Source organism: Micromonospora sp. SCSIO 07396, assembly GCF_053667945.1.
In genome coordinates this window covers 4,025,723-4,042,322 of record NZ_CM132210.1, presented here as the reverse complement: position 1 = coordinate 4,042,322, position 16,600 = coordinate 4,025,723, and the positions used below count along the sequence as shown (strand labels likewise).

The 16,600-nt window shown below is 74.1% G+C and carries 17 protein-coding genes; 5 read left to right on the top strand and 12 right to left on the bottom strand.

Going from position 1 to position 16,600, the window contains the following annotated elements; translation table 11 throughout:
* Positions 1–2 precede the first annotated feature (2 nt).
* Positions 3–1,298 (bottom strand): cation:proton antiporter, encoded by a 1,296-nt coding sequence (locus tag ACWCHM_RS17370; protein ID WP_454219034.1) that lies wholly within the window; start codon positions 1,296–1,298, stop codon positions 3–5.
* 175 nt (positions 1,299–1,473) lie between these two features.
* Entirely contained in the window at positions 1,474–3,594 is a 2,121-nt protein-coding gene (locus ACWCHM_RS17365; RefSeq protein ID WP_454219033.1) for an ATP-binding SpoIIE family protein phosphatase, read from the bottom strand.
* Positions 3,595–3,781: 187 nt separating this feature from the next.
* Between ACWCHM_RS17365 and ACWCHM_RS17360 the strand changes: the two genes are divergently transcribed.
* Complete coding sequence (locus ACWCHM_RS17360) at positions 3,782–4,654, top strand: membrane protein (RefSeq protein ID WP_454219032.1); 873 nt, start codon at positions 3,782–3,784, stop codon at positions 4,652–4,654.
* Between the two features lie 62 nt (positions 4,655–4,716).
* Here the strand turns inward: ACWCHM_RS17360 and ACWCHM_RS17355 are convergent, their stop codons facing one another.
* Together ACWCHM_RS17355 and ACWCHM_RS17350 are read right to left on the bottom strand one after the other, a co-directional pair.
* Positions 4,717–5,082, bottom strand: a complete 366-nt coding sequence (locus tag ACWCHM_RS17355; protein ID WP_204961288.1) for a DUF6401 family natural product biosynthesis protein — start codon at positions 5,080–5,082, stop codon at positions 4,717–4,719.
* 188 nt (positions 5,083–5,270) lie between these two features.
* Positions 5,271–6,200 carry a hypothetical protein gene (locus ACWCHM_RS17350; RefSeq protein ID WP_454219031.1) on the bottom strand — a complete coding sequence of 310 codons (930 nt, stop codon included), beginning with the start codon at positions 6,198–6,200 and terminating at the stop codon, positions 5,271–5,273.
* A 232-nt stretch (positions 6,201–6,432) separates the two neighbouring features.
* On the opposite strand from ACWCHM_RS17350, the gene ACWCHM_RS17345 reads away from it, so the two are divergent.
* Positions 6,433–7,239: a hypothetical protein gene (locus ACWCHM_RS17345; protein ID WP_454219030.1), complete on the top strand. Its 807-nt coding sequence runs from the start codon at positions 6,433–6,435 to the stop codon at positions 7,237–7,239.
* 15 nt (positions 7,240–7,254) lie between these two features.
* On the opposite strand, the gene ACWCHM_RS17340 is transcribed toward ACWCHM_RS17345, so the two are convergent.
* Positions 7,255–7,467, bottom strand: a complete 213-nt coding sequence (locus tag ACWCHM_RS17340; RefSeq protein ID WP_088644069.1) for a hypothetical protein — start codon at positions 7,465–7,467, stop codon at positions 7,255–7,257.
* Positions 7,468–7,628: 161 nt separating this feature from the next.
* Here ACWCHM_RS17340 and ACWCHM_RS17335 point away from each other — a divergent pair, with 161 nt between their 5' ends.
* Positions 7,629–8,933, top strand: coding sequence for an MFS transporter (locus tag ACWCHM_RS17335; RefSeq protein ID WP_204961291.1), 1,305 nt, complete (start codon positions 7,629–7,631; stop codon positions 8,931–8,933).
* Between the two features lie 142 nt (positions 8,934–9,075).
* Here the strand turns inward: ACWCHM_RS17335 and ACWCHM_RS17330 are convergent, their stop codons facing one another.
* The 4 genes from ACWCHM_RS17330 to ACWCHM_RS17315 form a co-directional block, all read right to left on the bottom strand.
* Positions 9,076–9,339: a hypothetical protein gene (locus tag ACWCHM_RS17330; protein ID WP_454219029.1), complete on the bottom strand. Its 264-nt coding sequence runs from the start codon at positions 9,337–9,339 to the stop codon at positions 9,076–9,078.
* A 114-nt stretch (positions 9,340–9,453) separates the two neighbouring features.
* A complete protein-coding gene (locus tag ACWCHM_RS17325) occupies positions 9,454–9,915 on the bottom strand; it encodes an SRPBCC family protein (protein ID WP_281899028.1) in 462 nt (153 codons plus the stop codon).
* A gap of 52 nt (positions 9,916–9,967) precedes the next feature.
* Positions 9,968–10,384, bottom strand: a complete 417-nt coding sequence (locus ACWCHM_RS17320; protein WP_281899026.1) for a DUF2795 domain-containing protein — start codon at positions 10,382–10,384, stop codon at positions 9,968–9,970.
* Between the two features lie 63 nt (positions 10,385–10,447).
* Positions 10,448–11,431: a YihY/virulence factor BrkB family protein gene (locus tag ACWCHM_RS17315; protein ID WP_421488875.1), complete on the bottom strand. Its 984-nt coding sequence runs from the start codon at positions 11,429–11,431 to the stop codon at positions 10,448–10,450.
* 167 nt (positions 11,432–11,598) lie between these two features.
* Here ACWCHM_RS17315 and ACWCHM_RS17310 point away from each other — a divergent pair, with 167 nt between their 5' ends.
* Positions 11,599–12,000 (top strand): ChaB family protein, encoded by a 402-nt coding sequence (locus ACWCHM_RS17310; RefSeq protein ID WP_204961295.1) that lies wholly within the window; start codon positions 11,599–11,601, stop codon positions 11,998–12,000.
* Between the two features lie 42 nt (positions 12,001–12,042).
* Here ACWCHM_RS17310 and ACWCHM_RS17305 read toward each other — a convergent pair whose 3' ends face one another.
* The gene (locus ACWCHM_RS17305) at positions 12,043–13,476 is read right to left on the bottom strand and encodes an aldehyde dehydrogenase family protein (protein WP_281899021.1); all 1,434 of its coding nucleotides are present in this window, start codon (positions 13,474–13,476) and stop codon (positions 12,043–12,045) included.
* 70 nt (positions 13,477–13,546) lie between these two features.
* Here ACWCHM_RS17305 and ACWCHM_RS17300 point away from each other — a divergent pair, with 70 nt between their 5' ends.
* Positions 13,547–15,151, top strand: a complete 1,605-nt coding sequence (locus ACWCHM_RS17300) for a phytoene desaturase family protein (RefSeq protein ID WP_454219028.1) — start codon at positions 13,547–13,549, stop codon at positions 15,149–15,151.
* Between the two features lie 28 nt (positions 15,152–15,179).
* Here ACWCHM_RS17300 and ACWCHM_RS17295 read toward each other — a convergent pair whose 3' ends face one another.
* Together ACWCHM_RS17295 and ACWCHM_RS17290 are read right to left on the bottom strand one after the other, a co-directional pair.
* Positions 15,180–15,947: a polyprenol monophosphomannose synthase gene (locus tag ACWCHM_RS17295; protein ID WP_281899017.1), complete on the bottom strand. Its 768-nt coding sequence runs from the start codon at positions 15,945–15,947 to the stop codon at positions 15,180–15,182.
* An 89-nt stretch (positions 15,948–16,036) separates the two neighbouring features.
* Entirely contained in the window at positions 16,037–16,486 is a 450-nt protein-coding gene (locus ACWCHM_RS17290) for an SRPBCC family protein (protein ID WP_454219027.1), read from the bottom strand.
* Positions 16,487–16,600 lie beyond the last annotated feature (114 nt).

The following is a 16,600-nucleotide window of genomic DNA, read 5'->3' as shown; positions in this document are numbered from 1 at the left end:
GGTCAGCCCCGGGCGGCATCCAGGGCCGGCTCGTCGCGTCGACCCCGCTCCGACGGGTCGGCGGTGCGTTCACCGGCCCGGTCCAGCAACTGCATCACCGGGGTCGCGGCGATCCCGTGCACCACCACCGACACGACCACCACCAGGCCGACCGTCGCCCAGATCAGGTCCGCCTGGGCGAAGTCCGCCTTGGTGGTGGCGTACGCCAGGTAGTAGAACGAGCCGACGCCGCGGATGCCGAACGACGCGATCACCCAGTGCTCCGCGGGGCGACCCGGTGCGCCGCGCAGCGACAACCACCCGAACAGCGGGCGGATGACGAACACCAGGGCCAGCCCGACCGTCGCCGCCTGCCAGGTGAGCGGGGCGAGTAGACCGGTGATCACCGCGCCACCGAACAGGAGCAGCAGCAGGACGGTCAGCAGCCGTTCGGTCTGCTCGGCGAAGTCGTGCAGCACGGCGTGGAACTCGTGGGTCCGTTCGGCGGCCCGGATCGCCCGCGCGGCGACGAACACGGCCAGGAAGCCGTACCCGCCGACCACCTCCACCAGTCCGTACGCCAGGAAGGTGGCGGCCAGCGCGAGGAAGCCCTCGGCGTGCCGGGCCAGCCGCAGCTCGCTCGGGGCGCGGAAGAACAGCTTGCCGAGCAACCAGCCGATCAGCAGGCCGCCGCCGACGCCGACGGCCAGCTTGTAGAGCACGTCGACGGTGAACCACTCGGCGAACCAGCCCGACGGGGCCAGCCCTGCGGTGGCGATCGCGATGGCCGCGTAGACGAACGGGAAGGCCAGGCCGTCGTTGAGGCCGGCCTCGGAGGTCAGCGCGAAGCGCACCTCGTCCTCGGAGTCCTCCGCGTCGGTGGGCTCGCCGACCTGCACGTCGGAGGCGAGCACCGGATCGGTGGGGGCGAGGGCCGCGCCCAGCAGCAGCGCGGCGGCCGGCACCAGCCCCGCCCACCACCAGCCGAGCAGCGCCACCGCCGCGATGCACAGCGGCATCGCGATCGCCAGCAACCGCCAGGTGGACGACCATTTCCGCCAGCTCAACGGCCTGTCGATCTTGAGGCCGGCACCCATCAGCGCCACGATCACGCCGATCTCGGTCAGGTGGGTGGCGACCTGCGGGTACCGCAGCGGGTCCGGGGCGGGCAGGCCGATCGGCAGGGCGAAGACCAGCATCCCGAGGCCGAGGAACGCTATCGGCATCGACAGCGGGCGACGCTCCAGCAGGCGGGGGAGCACCCCGGCCAGCAGGGCCCCCGCGCCCACCAGCGCGAACTCGACATCGACCAGTTCCACCCCGACCACCTCTCACCCCCGGCCACGGGTGTGGGCGGGGATGGGACTGTGCCCCGTCGATGGTCGGGCTAAGCCTGGGTGTCCGGCTTGTCTCCGCTTGTCTCCGCATGGTCGCCCGAGCGGCGGACTCGGTCCGCAGCCAGGGACCGACCTGGCGCGCTGGCGGGACTCCTGATCAGGCCGGGGGCAGGAGGATCTCGAACCAGACCGTCGAGCCCCGGACCGTCGGGTCGGTGCCCCAGGCGTCGGAGAGCTGTTCGATCAGCCCCAGGCCCCGGCCCCGGCTGCTCAGCGTGTCGGTCTGGGCGCGGGTCACCGTGCCCCGGGTGCCGGAGTCGGCCACCGACACCAGCAGCCGTTCCGGGCTGAGGTCGATCTCCACCCGGGCGGCGGTGCCGGCGTGCAGCAACGCGTTGGTGGTCAGCTCGCTGGTGCACAGCACCGCCGCGCCGATCACCGCCTCGGGCACCTGCCACTCGGCCAGCTGCGCGGTCATCCAGTGGCGTACCCGGCTGGGCGCGGTCGGCTCGGCGGGCATCTCCATCCCGGCGGACCGGCTCGGCTTGAGCGCGTGCTCGACCGCGAGCACCGCCACGTCGTCCTCGGTGGCGCCGGGGACCGCGCCGGTGGCGACCGCACACAGCGCCCGGGGGTCACCGCTGGCGGCCCCGGCCACCGCCGCCGCCAACCCGGCCAGGCCGGCGGTGAGGCTCTGCCGCCGCCGCTCGACCACCCCGTCGCTGTAGAGCAGCAGGGTGTCGCCGGGGGCGAAGGGCACGGTCGCGGTGTGCGGCAGACAGCCCAACCCCAGGGGCGCGCCGGTCGGCAGCTCGACGAAGACGGCGGTGGCGACGCCGTCCGGCCCGGACCGCCGGATCAGCGGCGGGGGATGCCCGGCGCTGGCCAGGGTGATCTCGCCTCGGTCGGCGTCGACCACCCCGAAGGCCACCGTGACGAACAGCTCGTGGGTGCCGGTCTCGGTGCCCAGGCTCGCCACCAGCCGGTCCAGCCCGGCCAGGACGGCGTCCGGGCGGGGATCGGTCAGCGCCAGCGCCCGCAGCGCCGCGCGTACCTGCCCCATCCGGGCCGCCGCCTGCACGTCGTGCCCGGCGACGTCGCCCAGCACCACGCCCAGGTCACCGGAGGGCAGCAGGAACGCGTCGTAGAAGTCGCCCCCGGCGGCGTTGCCGTCGACACCGGGGTCGTAGCGGGCGGCGATGCGCAGCCGGGGCAGCGTCGGCAACTGCTCCGGGAGCATGCTGCGTTGCAGGAGCTGGGCGGTACCGTGCTGGGTCTCGAACCGGCGGGCACGCTCCGCCGCCTGGCCGACCAGTTCGGCCGAGGCGGCCAGCAGCGCCCGTTCCGCCGCCGTCCAGCCGTGCGGGGTCTGGTAGCCCACGGCGAGGCCGCCGCGGATCACCGACGAGCGCAGCGGCAGCGCGGCCAGCGAGCGGATCTTCTGGTCGTGCCGGTCGACGGCGGTGTCCCGCAGCGGCTGGCCGTCGCCGGCGAAGAAGGGCACCCCGCTGCGCGCGCCGACCACCACCGGCGCGGTGGTGTCCGCCGGGATCGGCCGCCACAGCGGGGGCAGCCGCTCGTCGGCCTCGTCGAGCAGTTCGCCCCGGATCCGGCGGACCAGCCGCCAGGCGGGGCCGTCGTCGACGGCGAAGGAGACCTGGTCGGCGTCGAAGGAGTGCAGCGCGTAGCGCAGCGTCACCCGGGCCACGTCGTCGAGCGTGAGGGTGCCCGACAGCGCCGCGGCGAAGTCGGACAGGCTCTGCAACTGCTGGGTGAGCTGGCTGGTCTGGGCGGCGACGGTGAGCACGCCGACGATCCGCCCGGTGCTGTCGCGGACCGGGGAGTGGCCCCGGGTGAAGACGGTGTGCTCACCGGTGCCCTGCTGGTGGACGGGGAGCACCGACTCCTTCTGGAGGAAGGACTCGCCGTGCCGGTAGGCCCGCTCGATGACCTCGCCGACGCCCGGGGTGTGCCACAGGTCGGCGTAGACCTCGGGGGCGGGCCGGCCCATCGCGTCGGGGTGCCGGTCGCCGATCACCTCCGCGTACGCCTGGTTGTAGAGCAGCACGAAGTCGTCGCCGTAGTGCAACGCCATCGGCACGGGGCAGGACAGGATCACGTCGACCAGGACGCGGATGGTCACGTCCCAACCCTGTTGCGGACCCAGCGGGGTGTCGGCCCACGGGTGGGCGGGCACGGCTGCCGCCTCCGGTGTGACCCCGGCCGGCCCCGGTGCGGGGGTTGGTGACGTCGGGACCCGCCCGACCGTGCCTGGCATGCCCGCAGCCTATCCGGAGCCGGCCCGGGTGACCCGATCATGCCCGTCGCCTTCACTGACGCCGACCTTCGTGTAGTTCCGGCGGGGTTTCTACAGACATGTCGGGAAAATCGGTGCGGATTCTCCGGCGTGCCGCTGCGGCGGACGGGTAACCGGGCGGCGCAGTCCATTGGACAGGAGGGACATCATGCCGGAAACCCTTGCGGTCAGGCAGGTCGACATCGGTAGCGCCTTGACCGACATGTGGCGGTCGGTGCTGCTGTTCGTGCCGAGAGCCATCGCGTTCATCGTCATCCTCGTGGTGGGCTGGCTCATCGCCCGCGCGGTACTCAAGATCGTGGACGCAGCGCTGGAACGGGTGGGCTTCGACCGGGCGGTCGAACGGGGGGGGATCAGACGCGCGTTGGAACGCACCAAGTACGACGCCAGTGACATCCTGGCCCGACTGGCGTACTACGCGGTGCTGCTGTTCACCCTGCAGTTCGCGTTCGGCGTGTGGGGGCCCAACGCGATCAGCGACCTCATCCGGGGGGTGGTGGCCTGGCTGCCGCGGGCGTTCATCGCGATCGTCATCGTGGTCGTGGCCGCCGCCATCGCCAACGCCGTGCGGGACCTGGTCTCCGGTGCGCTCGGCGGCCTGTCGTACGGCAAGGTGCTGGCCGACCTGACGGCCATCTTCATCCTGGCGCTCGGCGTGATCGCCGCGCTGAACCAGGTCGGCATCGCCACCACGGTCACCACGCCGGTCCTGATCGCGGTGCTCGCCACCGTGGCCGGCATCCTGATCGTCGGCGTCGGCGGCGGTCTGGTGAAGCCGATGCAGTCCCGCTGGGACGGCTGGCTGGACCGGGCGGCCGAGGAGTCGCGGGCGGTCCAGGAGCACCGGCGGGCCCGCGCCGCCGGGCAGGGCGACATGGGTCGGCAGATGGCCGACCGGGGCGGCGAGCGGACGCAGGCCATGCCGCGCGTCGACGAAACCCGCACGATGGCCGGCGGTCGGGGAACCTACCAGTCCGGCACCGGCGACGAGACCCAGCAGTTCGGCCGTCCGGGCAGCTGAGTCGGCAGTACCACCGGGAAGGGTGTCCGCGCGAGGCGGGCACCCTTCCCGCGTGGACCGGGTCAGGCCGGGTCGAGGTGCCGGGGGTCGAGGGTGCGGGCCAGGGCGCAGACCGCGAGCAGGCGGACCAGCACCCAGTCCGGGGCGGTGAAGTCCGCCGCGCCCTCGGGGAGCAGGCCGTGCTCCCGGGCGGTGTCGCGGACGCCCTCGGCGTAGCCGGCCAGGGCGGCCGGGGTCAGCGGCCGGCGGTCACCGTCGAGGCTGTCCCGGATCGCCGCGGCGTGCTGGTCGACCAGCGCGAGCAGGCCGGGCCGGGCCGCGGCGGCAGCGAGGCCGGGCGCACCGACCGAGGCGCTGAGCAGGGCCAGGTGGGAGCGCGCCGCCCGTACGGCGGTCCGGGTCGCGACCTGGGGGTACGGCACTCGCATGAGGATCGAGGTTAACCACCCGGTAACCCCGGCGGAGTCGGCCACCCGGCCGGTACGGGTTCCCCCGGTGGCCGACCGGCCCTCGGCCACCGGGACCGATCCGCGCCCCGGCGGGCAGACGGCGCACCGGCCACCGTCGGCGTCCGGGCGGACAGCAACGGGACGCGGTGCCGGAATCCCCCGGGGCGTCAGGGGGTCAGTGACCCGAGCAGCACGGTGCCGCCGCACGGCAGCTGCCCGACGTTGCCGACGGTCAGCACGTACTGCCGCTGGCGGGAGCCGTCCGGGTTGGCCCGTTGCACGTACCGGCTCCGGGTCACCTCCAACTGGCAGGCGTTGCCTGCGGCGGCTCCCGTCGGGGCCAGGCCGGGCAGGTAGACCGCGGTCAGCGGGTTGGCGTTGTTCCAGGTCCAGGTGGCCGAGGCCCCGACGGGCAGGGTGCCGGTCCGCCACGACGCCGACGGGCCGGTCTGGGCGAGCTGGAACTGGCCGGAGCAGGTGATCGTGCCGATGTTGCGGAGCACGAAGTAGAACTTGCGTACCCCGTCCGGTTCCTGCCGGTACCAGCTGCGGGTGATCTCCAACTGGCAGGCGGCCGTCGCGGTCGCCCCGGTCGGCGTCACCCCCAGCAGGTACGACACGGTGGGCGCGATCTGCTCCACCCAGCCGTAGTTGCCGCTGGCCCCGGGCGCGAGCGTGCCTGTCGACCAGTCGTGGGTCGGCGTCAGCCAGGACAGCAGGACGGTGGCCGTGCAGGTGAGCGTGCCGCTGTTGGCGACCGTGAAGTGGAACCGCCGCTCGCCGCCCGGCTCCCGGGAGTACCAGGTCCGGGTCACCTCGAACTGGCAGGGGGTCAGGTCACCGGCCCCGGTGGGGGACAGCCCCACCTGGTACGCCGCGTTCAGCGGGTTGGCGTTGTTCCACACCCAGCCCTGGGTGACGCCGGGTGCGACCGGGCCGGTGGACCACGACGCCTGCGCGGCGGCGCTGCGTACGGCGGCGAGGTCGCGGGCGTCCCGCTCGCCCACCGGCGGTGCGGCCGACGCCGGCGTCGGGGCGAGCGCCACCACCGCCAGCAGGCTCAACAGCCACGTCCACACCGTCGGTCGTCTGGTCACGGTCGGCGCTCCTCGGGGTCGGGGGTGCCGGAGTACGGCGACCGGGGCGCGGCGGGTGCCGGGCCGGTGCCGGTGTGCGGCGGGGTGTCGACAAGGTCGCACACCGGCGGTCGCCGTGGCGGGGCCGATATCCGACAGCGCGGGACGACGCCCCGGGCGGTCCGGCGTCGCTACAGTCCAGATCCCACCCGGAAGGAATCCCACCGATGGCCCTGTCCCGTTCCGCCCGCCGGTGGTTCGGCGCGCGCCTCGCCGGCACCCTCGCCCTGGCCCTGACCTGCCGCTCGCCCAGCCCGGAGCGGCCCTGGCCGGCACCGCGCTCGGCGACGGCGACGTGCAGATCGCCCGGACCGCGCAGGACTACACCTACCGCACCTACCAGCGGCACTGGTCGGTGGTCGCCGTCCAACCCGCCGCCACCGCCGACTGGGACCTGACCCTGCGCGACGCCGCCGGCAGCACGCTCGCCACCAGCGTCTACGGGCTCGGTCGTACCGACTTCGTGGTGGTCGACTCCACGGCCGGACACCTGCCGTTCGGCGCTTACACGGCCGTGGTCAGCGCGTACACCCCCGGCGTGTACTGGGTGCAGCAGCGCACGGACACCGCCACGATCACCCTGCCGCCGGTGACGCACTCCGGCACCACCGGCCCGGCCGACCCCGACCTGACCTTCTCCAGCCTGGTCGACCACGACGTGGTCACCGTCGCCGACCTCTGGCTGACGGCCGGGGAGTCGTTCTGGGCGCACACCACGACGGCCGCATCCTCGCTGCTGCTGGCCGGGAGCGACCCGGCCGACCCGACGAGCTTCGTCCAGGGCCGGGCCACCGTGGCGGCCCGGCAGCACACCGAGGTCATCGACGGCTGCACCAGGTACACCGCGCAGCGCACCGGTTGGCACGCCCTGATCCAGATCGGCGACCGCGCGCCGAGCACACACGTTCCGACCCAGGGCACCGGGTACGCCCTGCACCGGGTCGACCCGGCGCACCCGCTGAGCTGCCCGCAGCGGGAGTTCCCCGGCCCGACCCCCTGACGGGCCGCCGGGCGGTCAGTCCGCGCTGGTGGCGTCGGCCGGGCGACGACGGCTGGCGTCGTCGGCGATGATCACGGTGGCCACCATCAGCGCGACGCAGAGGCTGAACAGCCACGAGTCGTCGGAGGAGAACCTGGCGGAGACCGGGGCCTGGACGGCGGCGAGCAGGAAGCCGAGCCAAGCCAGACGACGCTGACGAGGGGTGAGGAAACCGGAGCCCTGTTGCATCCCGAAAGTCTTGCGCGACCCCTTCGGATTACCGGCAGCCGAACGGCGGATTCTGGACGACCTGTCCGGTTTACTGCCCGCTCGGGCGTTCCAAACCACCGGTTCGGGGGAGGCGACAATCACGTCGACCCGTTCTCGGTGATGCGGCAGGATGAGCCTCCGTGTCCGTCGCTCCGCCCCGTACCTCACTGCTCCTGCTCGCCTACCTCGCCTTCGTCAGTCTCGGCCTGCCCGACGGCCTGCTCGGCGTCGGCTGGCCCTCGATCAGCGCCGAGTTCGGCGTACCGACCGGCGCGGTCGGGCTGGTGCTCACCGCCGGCACGATCGGGTACCTGACCTCCAGCGTCCTGGCCGGTTTCACCCTCGCCCGGCTGGGCGTGGGCCGGCTGCTGGCCGGCAGCACCCTGCTGGCCAGCCTCGCGCTGACCGGGTACGCCAGCGCCCCGGCGCTGACCGTGCTGATCGGCTGTGCGCTGGTGCTCGGCCTGGGCTCCGGAGCGATCGACTCCGGTCTCAACGCGTACGCCGCCGGGGCGTTCGGCCCCCGGCACATGAACTGGATGCACGCCTTCTTCGGCCTCGGCGTGGCGATCGGCCCGCTGGTGATGACCGCCATGCTGAGCACCGGGGCCGGCTGGCGCTGGGGGTACGCGGTCACCGCCGCCGCCCAGCTCGCGTTGGCCACCGCGTTCGCGCTCACCGTCGGCGCATGGCGGGACCGCACGGCCGGCTCCCCGCCGTCGCCCGCCGCGCCGGTCGACCGGACGGTCGGTGCGCGGCCCGACGACAGCGTCGTCGCGCCGGCCGGCCACCCCGGACCGGTCGACGGTCCGGCGGTGGCCGGGCGTGGCGGGTCGGCCGGTGGCCCGGCAGGGGTGCGGATCGCCGACACGCTCCGGTTGCCCGCCGTCTGGTTCGGCGCGCTCGCCTTCGCCGTCTACGTGGCCATCGAGGTGTCCGCCGGGCTCTACGCGTTCCTGCTGCTCACCGAGGGGCGGGGGGTGTCCGCTGAGGCCGCCGGGGTGGCGGTCTCCGGCTACTGGGGCAGCCTCTTCGTCGGCCGGGTGGTGCAGGGGCTGGTCGCCGAGCGGCTCGGCACCGCCCGGGTGCTGCGGGGCAGCCTGCTGGGCATGGCCGTCGGCGCGGTGCTGATCGCGCTGCCGGGGCCGGGCTGGGTGACGGTGGCCGGCCTGGTCGTCCTCGGGTTCGCCGCCGCGCCCGTGTTCCCGCTGCTCACCCTGAGCACCGCCGAACGGGTCGGCCGGCAGCACGCCGACCGGGTGATCGGCGTGCAGATCGGCGCCGCCGGCATCGGGGCGGCCCTCATCCCGGCTGGGCTCGGCGTGCTGCTCGGCGACATCTCGGTGCGGCTGCTCGGCCCGGCGCTGACCGTGCTGGCGGTGGCGCTGCTGGTGGCGCACGCCGCAGCCGCCCGCCAGACCGCCGCGCCGCCCCCCACCCACTGAGCCCGCTTCCGCCCTTCTCGGGCTCGGCCAGCCAGGGCAATCGGGCTTCTGGGCCGATGATGCGGTGTCGTTCGACCGGGACACCGCATCATCGGCCCCCATGCCGCCGACCCCGACCCGACGCGGGCCCCGACGCCGACCGTCACATCGTGTCGGGCCCGGTACGTCCCGTCGTGGAGGGGCGGTAGGCGCGCTCGGTGTCGGTCATCTCCCGGCGCTCGGCCTGCGGGCCGGCACCCCGGTCCACCGGTTCGGGACCGTGCCCGAAGGTGGCCTCCTCGCCCGCGTCGTTGCCGGTCGGGTCGTCGGCCTGCCCGTCGATGGTGGATCTGGCGATCGCCCGGTCCAGTTCCTCCAGCGGCGTCCTCTGCTCGTCCCGCCACACCCTGCCGTCGTTGTCCGTCATACCTGCGCGGTACCCCGACCCGATGATCGCAAACGGTCGGACCCGGACGCGGCGACGGCCGCCGGTTCACCGGCGGCCGTCGGGGCTGTGCGTCCGTGTCGGGGGAGACGGGGATCAGGGCTGCGGACGGTCGACCGACCCGCGCCACGCCCCGGTCTCCTGACCGCGACGCTCGATGAACTGCTTGAACCGCTCCAGGTCGCCCTTGGCCCGCCGGTCGACCACACCGAGCTTGTCGCCCGCCTGCTCGACCACGCCGTGCGGCTCGAAGTCCATCTGCAGGGTGACCCGGGTGTTGCCCTCGTCGAGCCGGTGGAACGTCACCACACCGGCCTGCTGGGTGCCGCCCGTCGACTTCCAGGCCACCCGCTCGTCGGGGAGCTGCTCGGTGATCTCGGCGTCGAACTCGCGCTTGACCCCGGCGATCTCCACCGTCCAGTGGGTCATCGTCTCCGACAGCTGCCGGACCTCCTGCACCCCCTCCATGAAGTGGGGGAACTCCTCGAACTGGGTCCACTGGTCGTAGGCGGTCCGTACCGGTACCGACACGTCCACGTGCTCGATGACGCCGCTCATGCGAAATCCTCCTCTGGCCGCTGGTGTCCGTCCGGATCGTGGGCCGATCCGGTCACCAACGCGTCGTCTCGTTCCGGTGCCCGAGTGCGGCCCACACCTCGGAAATCGTCTGGAACCGGGTGCCCTCCGGCAGGCGCTCCAGGGCGGCCACCAGGTCGTCGGGCGCGTCGTTCTCCCGCGCGTTGGCGACCAGCGCCAGCCGGTCGCCGGGCAGGGCCGTCATCGTGATGAACCGGCCCAGCCGGCTGCGCGCCTCCACGTCCTGTGCGGTCATCCCCTGCGGGGTGCCGGTGCGCAGGTCGCCCGCCGGTGCCGTGGTCGCGCCCGGCTGGTCCTCGCCGGCCGGCTCCGCCTCGCGGAACTCCTCGACCCGGGAACCACCGGCCCCCGACCCCTGGACCAGGCCGCTGACCTCCTGGCTCATCTGGTCGTCGACCCTCGGTGCGTGCTTGCTGCTGCCACGTTCCATGTCTGTTGTGCTACCCGCGCTCGCCCCGGGGAAACACCGACCCGGACGCCGGACCCGACGGGGTCACGAACCGGCGGTGGCCTTCGGCGGCAGCACCGGCTCACCCGGGTCGTCGACGCCCGCCTGCAACCGACGCCCCCGCTGCAACTCCGCGTTGATCTGCACCCCGAACATCAGCGCCGAGTTCGACAGGTACAGCCACACCAGGAAGGCGATCACCGCCCCCAGGCTGCCGTAGGTGACGTCGTACGAGCCGAAGTTGGCCACGTACAGGCCGAAGCCGAAGGAGACGACGATCCAGGACAGCAACGCCACCGCCCCGCCCGGGGTGAGCCAGCGGAACCGGGGCTGCCGGACGTTGGGGGCGATCCAGAACATCAGCGACAACAGCGTCATCATCACCAGCGCCAGCACCGGCCACTTCACGACGCTCCACGTCGTCCGGGCCAGCCCACCGGCACCCACCAGGTCGCCGACCGCGTCGGTCACCGGGCCGCTGACGATCAACCCCAGCGCCACCACCGCGAGCAGCAGCAGCGACACCCCGGCCAACCCGATCTGCAACGGGCGCAGCCGGTAGAACGGGCGGCCCTCCTGTACCCCGTAGACCGCGTTGGAGGCCCGGGTGAACGCGCCGATGAACCCGGACGCCGACCACAACGCGCCCACCAGACCGAAGCTGAGCAGCACCTTCGTCCCGCTCTGCTGGTCGACCACCGTGCGCACCACCGACACGAAACCCTCGTTGCCGACCACCGAACCGGCCCCGATGTCGCGGGCCAGGTCCAGCACGGTGTCCACCGTCCGCTCGCCGTCGGAGACCAGCCCCACCAGGGCCACCACCACGACCGTGGACGGGAACAGGGCGAGCACCCCGTAGTAGGTCAACGCCGCCGCCCAGTCGGCGCAGTTGTCCTTCACGAAACCCCGGCCGCTGCGCACCAGCACCCCGCGCCAGGTCGACCAGCTCAACTGGCGTACCCGGCGGGGTACGCGTACCCCCGGGTCGTCACCGGCGGCCGTGGTCGGCTCCGTCGTCGCTGCCATGCTCGGCTCCTCGTCGCCCGACGACCCGGCGGACCCGGCGTCCGGCGCGCGTCTGGGCCCGGCGGTACCCGACGGTGGAAATCGACAAACCCGACGTCGGTGTTTGCCGGTGCGGGCCCAGGGAACCGTTGGGGTCAAGCCAGGAAATCGACGCGGAGGAGGACGGGATGCCCGGGCGCGAGGTACTGCCCAGCACGCTGCGACGCTCCCCGGAGAAGGCGCAGCGCACCTGGGAGAAGACACACGACTCGGCGGTGCAGACCTACGGCGAGGGGGAGCGGGCGCACCGCGCCGCCTTCGCCGCCGTCAAGCACAGCTTCGAGAAGGTGGGCGACCACTGGGAAGCGAAGGGCCGCAAGGGCCCCAGCGACCGCCAGGCCGAAGGCGGCGGCCCCGCCCGCCGGGCCCCCACCGCCGGTGGGGTGGACGCCAACGCCACCAAGGACCACCTGATGCAGGTGGCGAAGAAACTGGACGTGCCCGGCCGCAGCCGGATGACCAAGCCGGAACTGGTCAAGGCCATCGAGAAGGCCAACAACCGGGCCACCCGCAAGGCCCGCGGCGACTGACCGGAAGTACGCGCGGGGCCGCCCCGGACGGGGCGGCCCGGCTCACCAGTGGCCGCCGGCCGGCGGTTGCAGGTGCACCGCCTTGACCGTGCTGAACTCGTCCAGCAGCTCCGGGCCGTACCCGAAGCCCTGGCCGCTGCCCCGGCGCGGCTGCGCGGCACCACCCGGCGCGCCCCCGAACACCGCGTTGACCTTCACCGTGCCCACCGGCAGCTCCCGAAAGGCCCGCTGGGCGTGGCTCATCGACCCGGTCAGCACCGTCGCCGCCAGCCCGTACGGCGAATCGGCGGCACACCGCAGCGCCTCGCTGAACGAGTCCACCGTCACCACGGCCGCCACCGGCCCGAACGTCTCCTCCCGCACCAGCGTCATCTCCTGCCGGCAGTCGGTGACCACCGTCGCCGGATAGAACGCCCCCGGCCCGTCCGGCAGCACCCCACCGGCGCGCAGCGTCGCCCCCTGCGCCACAGCGGCCGTAACCTGCCCGTGCACCTGGTCGCGGTGCCGCCGGTCGACCAGCGGGCCCAGCTCGGTGGCCGGGTCCCGGCCCGGCCCGACCGTCAGCGCCCCGGCCCGCTGCACCAACGCGTCGACGAAGTCCTCGGCGACGTCGCGGTGCGCGTAGATCCGCTCCACCGCCACGCAGAGCTGCCCGGCGTTGGCGAACGCGCCCAACGCCGCCTGCCCGGCCGCCCACCCCGGGTCCACCCCGGCGTCGACCACCAGCGGGTCGCTGCCGCCGTTCTCCAGCAGGGCCTTCGCCCCGGTCCGGGCACAGGCCGCCGCGATCGCCCGGCCGGTCGCCGTGGCACCGACGTGCGCGACCACGTCCACCGGCTGCGCGGCCAACGCCGCGCCCACCTCCGCGCCCCCGGTCAGCAGGGACAGCACGCCCGCCGGGAACACCCCGTCGAACAGCCGGGCCAGCAGCCACCCGGTGACCGGGGTCCGCTCGCTCGGCTTGTAGAGCACCACGTTGCCGGTGACCAGGGCCGCGCCGAGCAACCCGCAGGAGACCGCCACCGGGTCGTTCCACGGGGTGATCGCCGCCACCACCCCCCGCGCCTGCGGCAGCATGAAGTCGATCGCGTCGCCGTCGCCGTGCAACGTCCGGCCGCCGCGCAGCGGACCCAGCTCGGCGTACTGGCGCAGGGTGCCGACGCCGGCCGCCACCCCGCCCCGGGCGTCGCCCAGCGGCTTGCCCATCTCCGCCGTGGTCGCCGCGGCCAACTCCTCCGCGTCCGCCGCCACCGCGTCCGCCGCCTGGTGCAGCAGCTCCGCACGCTGCGCCGTCGGGGTCGCCGCCCACTCGGCGGCCACCTCCCGGGCCGCCTCGACCGCCTTGGCCACCTCGTCCGCCGTCGCCACCGGCACGGTGCCGACCGGGGAGCCGTCGGCCGGGTCGTGGACCGTCAGCTCACCACCCTCGCCGCCCGCGCCCCACACCCCACCGATGAGTTGCTCCACCCGGTACATGCGGCGGGATGCCCCGCTCCCGCCGAAGCAAACGCGTTTCGCCCGGTTGCCCGCCGGGTAGCCGGATCCGATGATCTCGCCGGGCACGGACACCGCGGACGCCGTCGTCATCGGCGCCGGACACAACGGCCTGGTGGCCGCCAACCTGCTCGCCGACGCCGGCTGGGACGTGCTGGTGCTGGAGGCGACCGGCGCACCCGGCGGGGCGGTCCGCTCCGCCGAGGTCACCGCCCCCGGTTACCTCAGCGACCTGTACAGCTCCTTCTACCCCCTCGGGTACGCCTCCCCGGTGCTGGCCGGCCTCGACCTGCCCCGCTACGGCCTGACCTGGACGCACGCCCCCGACGTGCTGGCCCACCTGCTGCCCGACGGGCGGGCCGCGGTGATCAACCGGGACCTGGACACCACCGCCGCCTCGCTGGAGACGTTCGCCCCCGGCGACGGGGACCGCTGGCGGCACGCGTACGCCGACTGGGCGCAGGTGTCCGGCCCGATGCTCGACGCCATCACCACCCCGTTCCCCCCGGTACGCGGCGGACTGGGCCTGCTGCGCCAACTGCGGGTCGGCGGCGCGTTACGGCTGGCCCGCCGCCTGGTCCTGCCGGTGCGCAAGCTCGGCAGCGAACTGTTCACCGGCGACGGCGGCCCGGCGCTGCTGGCCGGCTGCGCCCTGCACACCGACCTGTCCCCCGAGGAGGCCGGCTCCGGCGTCTACGGCTGGCTGCTGGCCATGCTCGGCCAGCAGGTCGGCTGGCCGGTGCCGGTCGGCGGCGCGCAGCGGATCACCGACGCGCTGGTGGCCCGGCTCACCGAGCGGGGCGGCCGGATCAGCTACCGGGCGCGGGTCGACCGGGTGCTCACCGCCCGGGGTCGGGCGGTGGGCGTCCGTACCGTCGACGGGCAGCTGTGGCGGGCCCGCCGGGCGGTGCTCGCCGACGTGCCCGCCCCCGCCCTCTACCTGGACCTGGTCGGGGCCGCCCAGCTGCCGCCCCGACTGGTCGAGGACCTGGCCCACTTCCGCTGGGACGGCTCCACCCTCAAGGTCGACTGGGCGCTGTCCGCCCCGCTGCCGTGGACCAACCCGGCGGTGGCCGGCGCCGGCACCGTGCACCTGGGCGCCGACCTCGACGGCCTCACCACGTACTCCGCCGAACTGGCCCGGGGTGAGATCCCGGCGAAGCCGTTCCTGCTGGCCGGGCAGATGACCACCGCCGACCCCACGCACTCGCCGGCCGGCACCGAGTCGCTGTGGGCGTACACCCACCTGCCGTTCCGGCGGGACTGGCGGGCCGAGGACGTCGCCCGCCAGGTCGACCGGATGGAGGACGTGCTGGAGGCCGCCGCCCCCGGGTTCCGCAGCCTGGTCGTCGGGCGGCACGTCGCTGGGCCGGCCGAGCTGGAACAGGGCGACCCGAGCCTGGTCGGCGGGGCGCTGGGCGGCGGCACCGCCGCGGCGTACCAGCAGCTGTTCCTACGCCCGATCCCCGGCCTGGGCCGGGCCGACACCCCGGTCGACCGGCTCTACCTGGCCAGCGCGTCGGCGCACCCCGGCGGCGGGGTGCACGGCGCACCCGGCGCGAACGCCGCCCGGGCGGCGCTGGCCCGCGACCGCGCCGTCACCGGCAGCGTGTACGCCGGCATGATCGACGCCGCGCACCGGACGCTCTACCGCTGAACCGTCCACCCACGACCCCGCTGCGGGGTCAGGAGTCCAGGTTGCGGTGCCGGGTGCGCAGCTTGAACGGCATCAGCGCGCTCTCCACCTTGGTCGCGGTGGTCATCTTGGACGCGCCGTCGCGCCGCTCCTCGAACCGGATCGGCACCTCCAGGATGGTGTGCCCCAGCTTGGTGGCCAGGTAGTGCATCTCCACCTGGAAGCTGTAACCGTTCGACTGCACCCGGTGCAGGCCGATGTCGCGCAACGCGTCGGCCCGCCAGATCTTGAAGCCGGCGGTCAGGTCGCGGATGCGCACCCGCAACAGGGTGTGCACGTAGAGGTTGGCCCAGCCGCTGAGTGCGCGCCGGTAGAGCGGCCACGCCTCGTCGAGCTGCCCGCCCGGCACGTACCGGGAGCCGATCACCACCCCCGCCTGGGTGGACAGCAGCGCGCCCAGCATCCCGGGCAGCGCCTCCGGCGGGTGCGACAGGTCGGCGTCCATCTGCGCCACGTACTCCGCGCCGCCGTCCAGGGCCCGGCCGATGCCGTCCACGTACGCCCGGCCCAGGCCCTCCTTGCCGGCCCGGTGCACGACCTGCACCCGGTCCGGGTTCTCGATGGCCAGCTTGTCGGCCACCTCACCGGTGCCGTCCGGCGAGTTGTCGTCGGCGACGAGCACCTTCAGGCCCGGCAGCGGAAGGGCCAGCAGCCGTTCGACCAGCACCGGGAGGTTGCCCGCCTCGTTGTAGGTGGGGACCACGACGGTCAGGCGTGCGTCCCGCCACGGTGACGGCAGCTCCACGGGTTCGATCATCTCGGACATCCTCAGTCGGGGTCGGCATTCCCCCACAGGGTAGCCAAAAGCCCGACGGGACCCCGCCGAGGCTCCCCGCGACCGCCCGGTCACCGTTCGGCGCGCGCGTCGGCCTTCTGTCGGGTGGCGATGTCGCAGAGCCGGCGCAGCGTCTCCTTGTTGCGCTGGTGCAGCACCAGGTCGTTGAGCTTGTTGCGGATCCAGCGCAACGGGCCGGCGGCGAAGTCCTCGCCGATGCGGACCCGGGTCGCGCCGTCCCCTTCCGGGGTCAGCGTGAACACCACGACCGCCTCCCCGGCCGGCCACAGGCCGGCCCGCAGCACCAGCCGGTGCGGCGGCTCGCAGACCAGCACCGTCGAGGCGTCCTCCAGGGAGAACGGCCAGGGGCCGGCCCGGTGGTGCAGTCGGGTGCCGACCCGGGGCCACTGCGCGTCGACGTCACGCACGTGCACCGTGCCGACCACCCAGTCGCTGTACGTCCAACCGTCGGCCAGCACGTCGAAGACCTGCTGCGGGGGTGCATCGATCACTTTCTCCACGACTGCCACCGCTGAGCAGTACCCGGGCCGGCCCGGCCTAACCCGCCGCGTTAGCTTCTCCGGGCCGACGGGTAACGCTGCACCGACCCGGTTCGGGTCGACGGCGCGGCCCGG